Raw genomic sequence first — 12152 nt, 5'->3', positions numbered from 1 at the left:
GTTCCCGGCCACCGCGTTTTCTATTCGCTTTGACCGCGAGTCCCATGGCGCAAACCCCAAGTCACCGCCGCGAGAGGGTTCGAGTATGTACGAAGCCGTCTACGCCCACCCCGACGGGAAGAGCACGGTCGCCAGATTCGCGAAACGGGCGGCCGACTACGGCTTCGAGGGCGTGGTCGTGCGCAATCACGCTGACACACCAGCGGCATACGACCCCGAGCGGATCCGCGAGGAGTACGGCATCGACGTGGTCGAGGGGGTCGAGATCCGCGCCGACGATCGACAACAGGCCAGCGGCGCGGTCGGAAATCATCGGACCACCGAAACCATCGTCGGGATCCACGGCGGCACGAACGCGCTGAACCGATTCGCCGTCGAACAGTCGAAGGTCGACGTGCTCGCGCATCCGATGGCCGGCAACGGGGATGTCAACCACGTGCTCGTCAAAGCCGCCGTCGAGAACGGCGTTCGCCTCGAGTTCGACCTCTCCGGCGTGCTCCGGGAGAGCGGTGGCCGCCGGGTCCGGATCATTCAATCCCTGCGGAAGCTCCGGGAGATCGTCAATCACTACGACGCGCCCTACGTCGTCAGCGTCGACCCGACCTCCCACCTCGAGTTGCGGGCCCCCCGCGAACTGAAAGCGCTCGGTGAGCAGATCGGGTTTGCGCGAGACTTCATCGAGAACGGCCTCGCCGAGTGGGGGCGGCTGGCCGAGCGGAATCGCCACATCAACTCCGAGTCGTTCATTGAGCCGGGGGTCGAACGAGGCAGGTATGAAGAAGACTCTTGAGGAGCACGCCGCCCGGTTCGACGAGAAGGCCGGCGAGTACGACGACTCGAAATCCGACGAGTACCGCGCCTGCGCGAACCTCGTCGTGGAACACGCCGCGCCCGAGTCCGACGACATCGTCCTCGACCTCGGGACCGGGACGGGCGCGATCGCACTGGCGCTCGCCCCCGACGCCGACCAGGTCGTCGGTCGCGATATCAGCGAGGAGATGCTGGCCGAAGCCGAGCGGAAGGCCGACGATGATGATCTCACGAACCTCGAGTTCGATCGCGGAACCTTCCGGGAACCGAACTACGACGGCCCGGTCGATCTGGTCACCTCGAACTTCGCCCTGCACCACCTCTCGGACGCCGAAAAGCGCGAGGCGATCGCGGTCATCGCCGACCTCGAGCCCCGCAAATTCGTCCTCGGGGACGTGATGTTCTTCGGCGAGCCGGATCCGGACGATCCCTTCTACTCGCCCGAGGTCGACGATCCAGCGACTGTCGGAATGCTCGCGGACGCCTTCACCGATGCCGGCTTCTCGCTGACAGCGGTCGAGCGCGTTCACGAGCAGGTCGGCGTGCTGGTCGCCGAGCGGAGTCCGACCGCGGTCGACGCGACGGCCGAAGAGTAACATGAAGCACGTTCCGACATAATATGAAACACCTTCCAAAACACCTTCGCCCGCGCTGGCGGTATCTCGCTATCGAACTCGAGACGTGGCCGGACGAGCGAATCGGCCGGCGGTCGCTCCAGCGGGAACTGTGGTATGCGGGCCAGAACCTGCTGGGCGATCCGGGTAGCGCCGACGCCGATCTGAGCGTCGTCAGGTTCGAATTCGGCGACGGAACGGGGAACGCGATCGTCAAAGTCCGCCGCGGAGAGACCGAACCCGCTCGGGCGGCACTCGCCTGTATCGACGGGATCGACGGCGTTCCCGTCGGGATTCGAGTCTGCGGTATCAGTGGCACGATCCGGGCCGCTGAAGAAAACTATTTAGGACGCGACGGGCAAGAATCCGAAGAGAGAAACGTCGTGTTCGGGAACGAAGAGCGAGTCGCCGTCCTGCGGGACGGCAGTGGGGACGTGCGACTCGATGAGGCGTTCGTGGGCGCGACAGACCTCGATTACGATTTAGTGTGATACTATGCAGGGACAACAACAACAGCAGGCGTACGACCGCGGCATCACGATCTTCTCGCCCGACGGCCGACTCTACCAGGTCGAGTACGCTCGCGAGGCGGTCAAGCGAGGCACAGCCAGTATCGGCGTCCGGACGAACGACGGCGTCGTACTCGCCGTCGACAAACGAGTCCCCTCTCCGCTGCTCGAGGACTCGAGCGTCGAGAAGATTCACAAGGCTGACGACCACGTCGGCATCGCCAGCGCGGGCCACGTCGCCGACGCCCGCCAGCTGATCGACTTCGCCCGCCGCCAGACGCAGGTCAACCAGCTGCGCTACGGCGAGCCCATCGGCGTCGAGACGCTGACCAAGGAAGTCACCGACCACATCCAGCAGTACACCCAGGTCGGCGGCGCCCGACCGTTCGGCGTCGCGCTAATCGTCGGCGGCATCCAGAACGGCGAGCCGCGCCTGTTCGAGACCGATCCGTCGGGGACACCCTACGAATGGAAGGCCCTGGCCGTCGGCTCCGATCGCGGCGAACTTCAGACCTTCCTCGAGGAGAACTACGACGACGAGGCCGACCTCGACGGCGGTATCCAGCTCGCCCTCGACGCGCTCGCATCGGTCAACGACGGCTCCCTGCTCCCCAGCGAAGTGGGACTGGCGACCATCGACGCCGAAACCGAGTCCTTCGAGCAGTTCGACCAGGACCGGATCGCAGACCACCTCGAGGAGAACGACCTCCTCGATACGGGCGAGGACGACGAGGACGAACCCGGCGACGAATCTGCCGAGTAATCGAGACGCCGATTTCGGTTTTCGACTCCCGTTTTTCCGACTCACTGGGCTGCGTACGAGCCCCTCGCTCCAAATCGCCGGTTATCCACGTCTCAGCCGCGCTGAAACGGATCGAACTCGAGACGCCATGACGTGACCCGATCGAGATCATCGGTACAGTTCGGGAAACACTCTTTTAATTGGCGGCGGAACTGTCACTCATGATTTCGCTTGACGAGGCCGTGACGGCGCGACTCGAGTCACATGGAGCGCGCTTCGAAGTGCTAGTCGATCCGGACGCAGCGCTGGAGATCAAACGCGACGAGTTCGACGGCGAACTCGAGGACGTAATCGCCGCCGAGGACGTCTTCGAGGACGCCTCCCGCGGCGATCGGCCCGCGGAAAGCGATCTCGAGAAGGTCTTCGAGACGACCGAGCCCCTCGAGATCATCCCCGAAGTGATCAAGCGCGGCGAGATTCAGATCACGGCCGATCAGCGCCGCGAGATGCAAGAACAAAAACGCAAGCAGCTGATTGACACCATCACGCGCAACGCGGTCAACCCGCAGATGGACAACGCGCCCCACCCGCCCGAACGAATCGAGAACGCCCTCGAGGAAGCCGGCTTCACGGTCGATCCGATGGAGCCCGTCCAGGAGCAGGTCGACGACGCCCTGGACGCACTGCGGCCGGTGATTCCGATCCGATTCGAGGAGGTCACGGTCGCTGTGCAGGTGCCGGCCGACCACGCCGGCAGCGCGCAGGCGAAGATCCGCCAGTTCGGCGACCTCGAGCGCGAGGAGTGGCAAAACGACGGCTCGTGGATCGGCGTGCTGACGTTCCCGGCGGGACTGCAAAACGAGTTCTACGACACCGTCAACGAACACACCAGCGGCAACGCGGAGACGGAGATCGTCAAGGATAAGGACGATCTGAAGACGCGATAATCGGAGGATTCGATAGAGATTCGAGCGGATTCGCAGTGTCCGGAGTGCCGATCAGCCGCGCTGAAAGCCGATCAGGAAGCCACCGGTAAAGCCCGCGCCGATCGACAGCGTCGAGAGGACCGACTGAAACCAGTGAATGTCTGCGCCCTGCGCACGCTCTTGCGTCTTGAGGATGCCGGCCGAAAGCCGATTCCAGTCCACGACGACGATTCCCTGCGACTCGAGGTAGCGAAAGGCCATCAGTTGGACGCCGACGATGACCGCGAGCAGCTTCGCGATCTTTTTCGTGGCGAATCCGATGATGCCGCCGATGAGTGCGCCGCCCCCGAACTCGAGGCCGAGCGTCGTTGGATCGAGATCGATCATTATCCGGTCCCATTCGAGTCGGTTCCTATGACTGTTGTGGTCGAGCGGATTCCGTCCGCATTCAGTCGGGTGGTTTTGTCGGCCGGTTTCAGTAAATTCGACAGACACGTCATCCGCTGACACTGTTTCTCGACGACTGAGACGGCCTATCGCCAGACAGGCCCGGTGCATCTGTGACCCCACGTGCTGTTGTGCCGGGACATCGGTACAGCAGACCATCTGAGCGCTCTGTGGCTCGTCGTGGATTGTGTATCACGGTGGGTGGCCCGCGCAGTGGCGACGATCGAATCGAGTGCCGGCGTTGGGCACTGGATTCAAGACGGTTCGCCGCGTACAATTTGCTATGAGTCGCGTCCGTCCAAGAGAGGTGTTCGACCGGCATCGTTAGCGTTATCGGCTCACTGCGACGGTGGTCGCCCCGTCGGCGCCAGCGCCGCGCGCGAAGAGCGATCCGTCGGATCGACAAGCGACGCAACTCGAGCGAGCACGACCGAACGCCCCCGGGGGACGCACACCGTTTCGCATGAATACGATCATCGTCAAACGCGTCGATTCAGGCACCGCAGACACGAGCGAGATTCGCGACCTAGCACGAGCGGCGGGCTATTCCGTCGTCGGTGAACTCACGCAGTCCCGACGGGCCGACGCGGCCCTCCAGATCGGCGAAGGGAAAGCGGAGGAACTGGCCGAACTGGTCGCGGAGAGCGACGCCACGACCGTCATTTTCGACAACCGGCTCGGCCCCTACCAGATGTACAACCTCGGGCAACTCCTGCCCGACGGCGTCGAGGTCGTCGACCGATTCACGCTGATCCTCGAGATCTTCGGCCAACGCGCCCAGACCCGGAAGGCACAGCTCCAGGTCGAACTGGCGGAGCTCCGGTACGAACTGCCCCGAGCGGAGGCGAAGACGAGCCTCGCCAAGCGCGAGGAACACCCTGGGTTCATGGGGCTGGGCGAGTACGACGAGAGTCGCGAGCGGGACATCAAGTCCCAGATCAGCCGGATCAACGACGAACTCGAGCGGATCGAGCAGACCGAACAGCACCGCCGTGAGCGCCGACGCGACTCCGGGTTCGATCTGGTCGCGCTCGCCGGCTACACCAACGCGGGCAAGTCGACCCTGCTGCGCCAGCTCGCGACTGACCTCGAGGTCGAGGAAAACGAGGAGCTCCACCCCGATCTCGACCCGACGGCCGAGTCCCAGGACAAGCTGTTCACGACGCTGGGGACGACGACGCGGCGCGCGGCGATCGACCGCAGGGACGTGCTGGTGACCGACACCGTCGGGTTCATCAGCGATCTCCCCCACTGGCTGGTCGAGTCGTTCAAGTCGACGTTAGACTCGGTGTACCGGGCGGATCTGGTCTTGCTCGTCGTCGACGTCAGCGAACCGATCGACGAGATCCACGAGAAGCTCGTCACCTCCCACGACACCCTCTACGAGCGCAACGAGGCTCCGATCGTGACCGTGCTGAACAAGATCGATCAGGTGACCGACGAGGAACTCGCGGAAAAACGCGAAGCCCTCTCGTCGCTCGCGCCGAACCCGGCCACCGTCAGCGCCAAAGAGGGGCTCAACGTCGACGGCCTGCTCGAGCGGATCGACCGCGAACTGCCGGACTGGGTGGAAGAACGGCTCGTGTTACCGATGACCGAGGACACGATGAGCGTCGTTTCGTGGATCCACGACAACGCGAACGTCGACGACGTCACCTACGGCGACGAGGATGTCGTCGTCTCCTTCGAGGCCCGAGAGGCGGTCATTTCACAGGCGCGCGATCGCGCGAGCGAGCTGCGGACGGCCGCGGCGGAATCGGCATAGATCATCGAGACTCTTCTCTTGACAGATCTCACGAAACGGTGGTTTGTTCAACACCCGTCACTGCTGATTCCCGTCGTCCGTCGTATTATCGTGTGCGGAATCCGGGAGGACAAACTCACCGCTCTCGGAATCGACGAATTCCCGTCCGAAGAACGCGCGCAGTGCCATCTTCCCGCCAATATACGATCCAGCGATGACGATGCTCAACGCACCAACCAAGACGAGTATTGTCTCCCAGATCATATCCACTGATCGTCCCCTGTCGGTAAAGCCATTACTTACCTAATTGATATAAATCCTCTTTTTAGCTACTCAAATACATTTCGTAAACCAGACACTGTCGTAACCACTGCTTATAAATTCTTGATTCGAGTCCCGTAGGATATGGAACGTGTTGCAATCATCGGCGCCTCGATGACCCAGTTCGGGCAACGTGAGGGGGAATGGATCCAGGACCTCCTCGCGGAGGCGGGAATCGAATGTCTCGAGGATGCGGGCGTCGGCGCGGACGAAGTCGAACATCTGTACGTCTCGAACATGGCGAGCGGCGAGTTCGAGGGACAGACGGGCGTGCCGAACGCCCTGGCCCACGACCTCGACGCGATGCCGGCGTACACCCAGCGAGTCGATCAGACGAGTTCGAGCGGCGGCGCGGGCATCTTCGCCGCCTGGCAATCGGTCGCCAGCGGGGCCAGCGACATGACCCTGCTCGTCGGCGGCGAGAAGATGACCCACAAGACGACCGGGGAGGCCACCGACGTCATCGCGTCGCTGACTCACCCCGTCGAGTACAAGACCGGTGTCACGCTGCCGTCGTTCGCGGGTCTCACGGCGCGCCACTACCTCGAGCGCTTCGATGCGCCCCGCGAGAGCCTCGGAAAGGTCGCGGTCAAGAATCACAGGAACGGCGTCGACAATCCTCACGCCCAGTTCCAGAAGGAGGTCGACCTCGAGACGATCCTCGAGTCCCCGATCGTGGCCGACCCGCTGCGGCTGTACGACTTCTGTCCGATCACGGACGGCTCGGCGGCGCTCATGCTCTGTCCGGAGTCCGTCGCTGACGAATACGCCGACGACTACGTCGTCATCTCGGGGATCGACGGGGCGACGGACACCCACGTCGTCCACGAGCGTGAGGATCCGACCGTGATGGGCGGCGTCGTCGAGAGCGGGAAGGGTGCCTACGAGATGAGCGGCCGCGGCCCCGACGATATCGACGTGGCCGAACTCCACGATATGTTCACCATCCTCGAGTTCCTCCAGATGGAGGGGCTGGGCTTCGCCGAACAGGGCGAGGCCTGGAAACTCGTCGAGGACGGCTACACCGAGCGAGACACCGGCGAGTTGCCGATCAACACGTCGGGCGGACTCAAGTCGAAGGGGCACCCGCTGGGTGCCAGCGGGGTCGCACAGGGGGTCGAAATCTACGAACAACTCGTCGGCGAGGCCGGCCCGCGACAGGTCGATGCGGACGTCGGGCTCTGTTGTAACGTCGGCGGCTTCGGCAATTGCGTGATCACCACCATCATGGAGGCAGCACAATGACGATGGACGCGACGCGATACGATGACGGTTCGATCAGCTACCCCGGTCACCCGCGCGGCCCGGGCGGAACGGAGCCGGTCGAGACGATCGATCTCAGCGAGTACACCGCGGAGGTCGTGACGTGGACGACAAGCACCGCGACGCCACCGGGCGTCCGCGAGCCAAACCATCTCGCGATCGTCGAGTTCGATATCGACGGCGAGTCGGTCCGCGCGATCGGCCAGCTAACCACCGGCGACGTCGAAACTGGTGACGAGGTCCAGCCGGTCTACGTCGACGAGCTCCGCGAACCAGGTGCGGGCATCAGAGAGCCCGAGAGCCAAGAGTGGGACGGGTACCGGTTCGAGCCGGTCTAAACGGATCCCGGCTATCCCCGAGCCCAGTACAGCGAATTCAGTTTTCGTCGCTTCCGTCGCTTCCGTTTTCGGTGCCACCAGCCCCGGCACCGGAGCCATCCGCGTCCGATCCGTCGTCATCGTTCTCGCTCGAGTCGTCGCCGTCCTCGCCGTACTGATCTCGCAACGTCTCGAGTTCGGCGTCGACGTCGACGGCAGTATCGGGTTCGTCGTCGGATGCGCTCGCATCACCGTCGCCGAGGGGTCCGTCCTCGATGTCGATCGTAACCGCGCCGTCGGCGCGCGTTCGATCGAAACCCGCCGGTTCCGCGTCCGAGTCCCGCTCGGTGGCCGCTCGGAGACGACTGTCCACGTCGTCGCGGAGTTCGCGGGCCTCCGTGAGGAGGTCGCGCGCCTCTTCGTTGGCGGGAAGCCCGCCCTCCGAAGCGGCTCGCTGGAGTTCAGTGAGGACGGTATCGAGCTGAGAAAGCGTCGTCCGCCGGAGTTCGTTTGCGCGCTCGCTCGCTGCATCGGCGGTCGCCGACGTTCGGTCTCGAGCTTTCCGCTCGGTTCGGACGACTTGCAGGCTCCGCTGAAACGCCTCGAGCGCACGGACGCTGGTCTCGAGGACTGCGAGCGCGGCGGGGAGGGCTACCTCATCGGTAAACCGGAGGAGCTCTCGTGGCGTCGGCGGCCGCAGTAGCGGCCGGCGGCGTGACCCGTCGAGTTCCGTTCGAAGCGCGTCGATCGTTCGCGTGAGTTCGCGAACGGCGTCGACGAGTTCGTCGTCGTGGTCGGCCATACGTAATCTACGACCGCCGGGCTCAAAAACCGGCCGATCGGTCCGATACGAACCGCGACGAGGAGCGCGAGTCACTATTCGGAACGCATGTCAGGCACAATTTTTATTGCAGGGCCACCGCTCCGATAGAACGAAATGGAAGACGAGCGAGGGGCTCTCGTGCCGGACAGTGCCACGTTTGCACGGGCCCTCGATGCGCTCAAACGGGACGGGAGCAACATTTTGCTCGTCGGTGAGGAGACGGAAGCGGCACACGAAACGGTCTGCCAGCGATTGTTCGGACCACCGGAGCGCGAGTCCGTGTATCGACTGCAGGTCTCGGGCGAGGGGGCTCGAGTCGCGTGCGAGAGCGCGTGCCACGCCCCCGAATCGAACTGGATCCGAACGATCGAGTACTCGGATCTGGTGACCGAACCGGGAGCGGATCCGACGGTCCGCGGCGGGCCGGAGTCGCCGAGGGAACTCGGGATCGAACTCGTCGAAGCCGTCGACGAGCTCGCCGGCGACGCCGACGGATTCGAACCGGCGGAACTGCGCGTCTGCGTCGACTCGCTGGTTCCCCTCTGTCGCGAGTACGGGATCGAAACGGTGTTTCGACTGCTTCACCTGGCGACGTCACGAGTCGATCGGGCTCGCGGAATGGGACACTTTCACGTGCCGATCGCGAGCGATCACGATGTGGTCTCCCTCATCGAGCCGCTGTTCGACGCCGTCGTTACGGTCCGATCCCGCGACGGGATTGCCGAACAGCGGTGGTCGCTCCGCGATCCGGCGCTGTCCACCGACTGGCTCGAGCTCTCCCATCCCGACTGACGATTGAGTAACTCCCCCCATAGCTGTCGCGCGATTGGGTGTATCGTGTCGTTCGGTAGCGACGATACCCTGATGGAACCCTCCGTCGACAGCTGTCAGAATACCGAATAGGTCCGCAATCCTGACGGAGTGTGGGGGGCCGAGAGTGGTCACAGAACGCTGTGTTCGACGCTTTACTAGTGCTCTCTCTCCAGTGCTATCGGTGTTACGGCATAAGGTCTATATATCGAACGACCTATCGGTTCACAGAGTAGCATATATGGTCGAAGCCAACACTGAGCTTCTCGGTGGAGCCGCCGTTACCGTTTTCCTCGCACTCCTGTTTTTCGGCGTCGTCGTCCTCTGGGACGTAGCCCTCGCCTTGCGAAGCGTCGGCGACAAGATCGACAAGCTCGAGGATAACATCGACGATGATCTGACGGATATCGCTCACCACCTCGACGGAATGTCCAACGCACGGGGCGGTGGTGGAGGAACGCAACTGCATCTCAGCGGCGGCACGATTAGCTCCGGTCCGGGCCCGAACCAGCCCCAGCAAGCGCCACAGGCCGGACCCCAGCAATCACCACAGACCGGAACCCAGCAAGCGCCACAGGCCGGACCCCAGCAGGAACAACCGACGGCCGATCCGGCGGACGGAGTCGGTCCACAGTCACAGTCGCATTCCCAGCAGGCCAAACAGCAGTCGGTTGGGGCTCGACGTGCGGAGGAACCGGACGAGGAGACGGCCTCGAGCGAGACGGCAGACCCCACTGAATCGCCGGGATCGAATGCAGACGATCCGCAGTCGGACGATCGAGCCGATGGGGCGGCCGACGACGAGCGCTCCGCCGACGAATCGGCAACGGACGCCGAACCCGACGCCGACGGCGAACCGACTGAACACCCGCGAGCCGAACGCAATCGCGGCCGGTTCATCACGTCGCCGGATCGAACTGCCTGGTACGCCACGCCGCTGGATCGCGAGGCGATCGTAGCGGCCCGGCCGACGATCGCCGGCGCACTCACGGACGGATCCGACGACGGAATCGACGACTCCGACGTGATCGCAGCGGGACCGGTCGGCTCGAGCACGGGAGCCGAGACCGAGGCGCACGTTACTGCTGCCGAGACAGTACCGGGAGACACGGCCGACGGAGAAACGGACGATGCGGCTGACGGTCGGGAAGCCTCGGACGCGGCGTCCGAGACGGCCGAGCGAACGGACTCCGAACCGCGCGAATCGGGCGAGAGAGAAGACGGAGATGCGGTCGACGACGAAGCCGACGGGGGGCTCGAGGACGCCCCCGACGAGTCCCCGGACTCACCCGACGACCTCGATTCGCTCTCGTTTGACGATCTGACCGAGGAGGCCGACGCCCCGGCGGAGGGAGCGAAACCGGCAGCCGTCGACGACGAACCCGCTGACGATGAGTTCGCTGACGACGAATCCGAGAACGCGAACCCGGACGATCCGGATCGCTCCGACGTCCCCGATGTCGCCGACGACTCGACCGAGCCCGAACCGGCGGGCGAGGACCCCTCGCTCGAGGACGACGCGGCGTCCGACTCCGGTGGGGCGGCTGTCACGGAATCCGACGCGGACGACGCGGCTACCGCGGACGCGCTGTCGCCCTTCGAGTTCGACGAGGACGAATTCGAGGCCGAGGACGTGTCCGTCGAGGACGCTGTCGACACGATGAACGAGAACGCGCCGGCACCGGAGCTCTCGAGCCACCGGTTCGACGTGACGGCCGAGGAAACCGGCGACGGCGGGGCGGTGGTGACACTCGCGTTCGAGCCCGACACGATCGAAATCGAGGGGTCGACGAAGCGACTCCTGCAGTATCAGCTGCAGAGCTTCGCTGATCGGGAGTCGACGCCGGCGGCCGACGTGACGATCGGTCGGGATCGGATCGTCATCAAAATCGCCGACTCCGAGGGCACCGCGATCCAGCGGTGGGGCGAAGCGGCCGTCAGCATCGTCGATCGGACGCTGTACCTCTCGGATAACAGCCCCGACAGCTAGCGAATCGACCGCTGACGGTACCGCGGACGGCGACCGATCCATACGTTTTTCCCTCCCCCGTTCCCCTGAACGGGTGTGCGAATCGAGAACAGCTTCATACCCGTCCGCGGGGTCGGTGAAACCACCGAACGACGCCTCTGGGAGAACGGCGTCACCCACTGGGACGAGTTCGACGGCAGCGTCGTCGGCTCGACGCTCGCAGATCGGATCGAGAGCTTCATCGACGAGGGGCGGACCCACCTCGAGCGCGGGGACGTCTCCGTCTTCGCGGAGGCACTCCCCGCGTCGAGTCGCTGGCGGTGCTACGAGAACGTCAGTGCCGAGACCTGCTTTCTGGACATCGAGACGACAGGGCTGAGTGCCGACACGAACGACGTGACGACCGTCAGCCTCCACCAGGGCGGGGAGACGAAGACGTTCGTCAGGGACCGAGATCTGTCGAGCGACCGTCTCGAGCGCGAACTCACCGACGCCGCCCTGCTCGTCACTTTCAACGGGCAGCGCTTCGACGTTCCGTTCCTCGAGACGTGTTTCGACGTCGACATCGATGTGCCCCACGTCGATCTCATGTATCCCTGCAAAAAGCTGGGGCTCGACGGCGGACTGAAAGCGATCGAACGGGAACTCGGCATCGACCGGGACATGCCGGACATCAGCGGGCGCGATGCCGTCCGTCTCTGGCACGAGTACGAACGCGGCGACGACGGGGCCCTCGAGACGCTCGTCGAGTACAACCGTGCTGACACCCGCAACATGGAGCCGCTGATGGAGATCGTCGCGGATCGGCTCCACGAGACCGTTTTCGAGGCCGCGATAGCGGACGAGTGAGCGGCCGA

14 protein-coding genes are annotated in these 12152 nt (G+C 64.2%); 11 read left to right on the top strand and 3 right to left on the bottom strand.

All coding sequences use genetic code 11. The features are described from left to right. Positions 1–85 precede the first annotated feature (85 nt). The 5 genes from ACEWFR_RS02965 (at position 86) to ACEWFR_RS02945 (ending at position 3622) form a co-directional block, all read left to right on the top strand. Complete coding sequence (locus tag ACEWFR_RS02965) at positions 86–790, top strand: RNase P subunit p30 family protein (RefSeq protein ID WP_374059644.1); 705 nt, start codon at positions 86–88, stop codon at positions 788–790. Next, a complete protein-coding gene (locus ACEWFR_RS02960; RefSeq protein ID WP_374059643.1) occupies positions 774–1406 on the top strand; it encodes a class I SAM-dependent methyltransferase in 633 nt (210 codons plus the stop codon). Before ACEWFR_RS02965 ends, ACEWFR_RS02960 begins: the two co-directional genes overlap by 17 nt. Positions 1407–1429: 23 nt before the next feature. Beyond that, positions 1430–1915 carry an Rpp14/Pop5 family protein gene (locus ACEWFR_RS02955; RefSeq protein WP_374059642.1) on the top strand — a complete coding sequence of 162 codons (486 nt, stop codon included), beginning with the start codon at positions 1430–1432 and terminating at the stop codon, positions 1913–1915. Positions 1916–1919: 4 nt separating this feature from the next. Continuing rightward, the gene (psmA, locus tag ACEWFR_RS02950) at positions 1920–2696 is read left to right on the top strand and encodes an archaeal proteasome endopeptidase complex subunit alpha (protein ID WP_374059641.1); all 777 of its coding nucleotides are present in this window, start codon (positions 1920–1922) and stop codon (positions 2694–2696) included. Positions 2697–2896: 200 nt separating this feature from the next. Continuing rightward, positions 2897–3622, top strand: coding sequence for a ribosome assembly factor SBDS (locus tag ACEWFR_RS02945; protein WP_374059640.1), 726 nt, complete (start codon positions 2897–2899; stop codon positions 3620–3622). 51 nt (positions 3623–3673) lie between these two features. On the opposite strand, the gene ACEWFR_RS02940 is transcribed toward ACEWFR_RS02945, so the two are convergent. Then, complete coding sequence (locus tag ACEWFR_RS02940) at positions 3674–3988, bottom strand: FUN14 domain-containing protein (protein ID WP_374059639.1); 315 nt, start codon at positions 3986–3988, stop codon at positions 3674–3676. 523 nt (positions 3989–4511) lie between these two features. On the opposite strand from ACEWFR_RS02940, the gene hflX reads away from it, so the two are divergent. After that, positions 4512–5813 carry a GTPase HflX gene (gene hflX, locus ACEWFR_RS02935; protein ID WP_374059638.1) on the top strand — a complete coding sequence of 434 codons (1302 nt, stop codon included), beginning with the start codon at positions 4512–4514 and terminating at the stop codon, positions 5811–5813. A 57-nt stretch (positions 5814–5870) separates the two neighbouring features. On the opposite strand, the gene ACEWFR_RS02930 is transcribed toward hflX, so the two are convergent. Continuing rightward, a complete protein-coding gene (locus ACEWFR_RS02930) occupies positions 5871–6056 on the bottom strand; it encodes a hypothetical protein (RefSeq protein ID WP_374059637.1) in 186 nt (61 codons plus the stop codon). Between the two features lie 141 nt (positions 6057–6197). Between ACEWFR_RS02930 and ACEWFR_RS02925 the strand changes: the two genes are divergently transcribed. Both ACEWFR_RS02925 and ACEWFR_RS02920 read left to right on the top strand, forming a co-directional pair. After that, positions 6198–7358 (top strand): thiolase family protein, encoded by a 1161-nt coding sequence (locus ACEWFR_RS02925; protein ID WP_374059636.1) that lies wholly within the window; start codon positions 6198–6200, stop codon positions 7356–7358. Further along, entirely contained in the window at positions 7355–7714 is a 360-nt protein-coding gene (locus tag ACEWFR_RS02920) for a nucleic acid-binding protein (RefSeq protein WP_374059635.1), read from the top strand. The genes ACEWFR_RS02925 and ACEWFR_RS02920 overlap by 4 nt, the downstream gene beginning before the upstream one ends. Before the next feature lie 37 nt (positions 7715–7751). Here ACEWFR_RS02920 and ACEWFR_RS02915 read toward each other — a convergent pair whose 3' ends face one another. Further along, the gene (locus tag ACEWFR_RS02915; RefSeq protein WP_374059634.1) at positions 7752–8495 is read right to left on the bottom strand and encodes a hypothetical protein; all 744 of its coding nucleotides are present in this window, start codon (positions 8493–8495) and stop codon (positions 7752–7754) included. A gap of 135 nt (positions 8496–8630) precedes the next feature. Here ACEWFR_RS02915 and ACEWFR_RS02910 point away from each other — a divergent pair, with 135 nt between their 5' ends. From ACEWFR_RS02910 to ACEWFR_RS02900, 3 genes are all read left to right on the top strand, one after another. Further along, positions 8631–9308 (top strand): hypothetical protein, encoded by a 678-nt coding sequence (locus ACEWFR_RS02910; protein WP_374059633.1) that lies wholly within the window; start codon positions 8631–8633, stop codon positions 9306–9308. Between the two features lie 259 nt (positions 9309–9567). Next, complete coding sequence (locus ACEWFR_RS02905) at positions 9568–11316, top strand: AAA family ATPase (protein WP_374059632.1); 1749 nt, start codon at positions 9568–9570, stop codon at positions 11314–11316. A gap of 75 nt (positions 11317–11391) precedes the next feature. Next, positions 11392–12144 carry a ribonuclease H-like domain-containing protein gene (locus ACEWFR_RS02900; RefSeq protein ID WP_374059631.1) on the top strand — a complete coding sequence of 251 codons (753 nt, stop codon included), beginning with the start codon at positions 11392–11394 and terminating at the stop codon, positions 12142–12144. Positions 12145–12152 lie beyond the last annotated feature (8 nt).

Source organism: Natrinema sp. H-ect4 (genome assembly GCF_041894845.1).
Classification (GTDB): Archaea; Halobacteriota; Halobacteria; order Halobacteriales; family Natrialbaceae; genus Natrinema.
The sequence above is the reverse complement of the archived record's forward strand: the minus strand, read 5'-3'. Positions and strand labels throughout refer to the sequence as shown.

Bases quoted from the DNA above. Each gene is read 5' to 3' on its own strand.
- ACEWFR_RS02965 (WP_374059644.1), top strand. From the start codon at position 86: ATGTACGAAGCCGTCTACGCCCACCCCGACGGGAAGAGCACGGTCGCC.
- ACEWFR_RS02960 (WP_374059643.1), top strand. From the start codon at position 774: ATGAAGAAGACTCTTGAGGAGCACGCCGCCCGGTTCGACGAGAAGGCC.
- ACEWFR_RS02955 (WP_374059642.1), top strand. From the start codon at position 1,430: ATGAAACACCTTCCAAAACACCTTCGCCCGCGCTGGCGGTATCTCGCT.
- psmA (WP_374059641.1), top strand. From the start codon at position 1,920: ATGCAGGGACAACAACAACAGCAGGCGTACGACCGCGGCATCACGATC.
- ACEWFR_RS02945 (WP_374059640.1), top strand. From the start codon at position 2,897: ATGATTTCGCTTGACGAGGCCGTGACGGCGCGACTCGAGTCACATGGA.
- ACEWFR_RS02940 (WP_374059639.1), bottom strand. From the start codon at position 3,988: ATGATCGATCTCGATCCAACGACGCTCGGCCTCGAGTTCGGGGGCGGC.
- hflX (WP_374059638.1), top strand. From the start codon at position 4,512: ATGAATACGATCATCGTCAAACGCGTCGATTCAGGCACCGCAGACACG.
- ACEWFR_RS02930 (WP_374059637.1), bottom strand. From the start codon at position 6,056: ATGATCTGGGAGACAATACTCGTCTTGGTTGGTGCGTTGAGCATCGTC.
- ACEWFR_RS02925 (WP_374059636.1), top strand. From the start codon at position 6,198: ATGGAACGTGTTGCAATCATCGGCGCCTCGATGACCCAGTTCGGGCAA.
- ACEWFR_RS02920 (WP_374059635.1), top strand. From the start codon at position 7,355: ATGACGATGGACGCGACGCGATACGATGACGGTTCGATCAGCTACCCC.
- ACEWFR_RS02915 (WP_374059634.1), bottom strand. From the start codon at position 8,495: ATGGCCGACCACGACGACGAACTCGTCGACGCCGTTCGCGAACTCACG.
- ACEWFR_RS02910 (WP_374059633.1), top strand. From the start codon at position 8,631: ATGGAAGACGAGCGAGGGGCTCTCGTGCCGGACAGTGCCACGTTTGCA.
- ACEWFR_RS02905 (WP_374059632.1), top strand. From the start codon at position 9,568: ATGGTCGAAGCCAACACTGAGCTTCTCGGTGGAGCCGCCGTTACCGTT.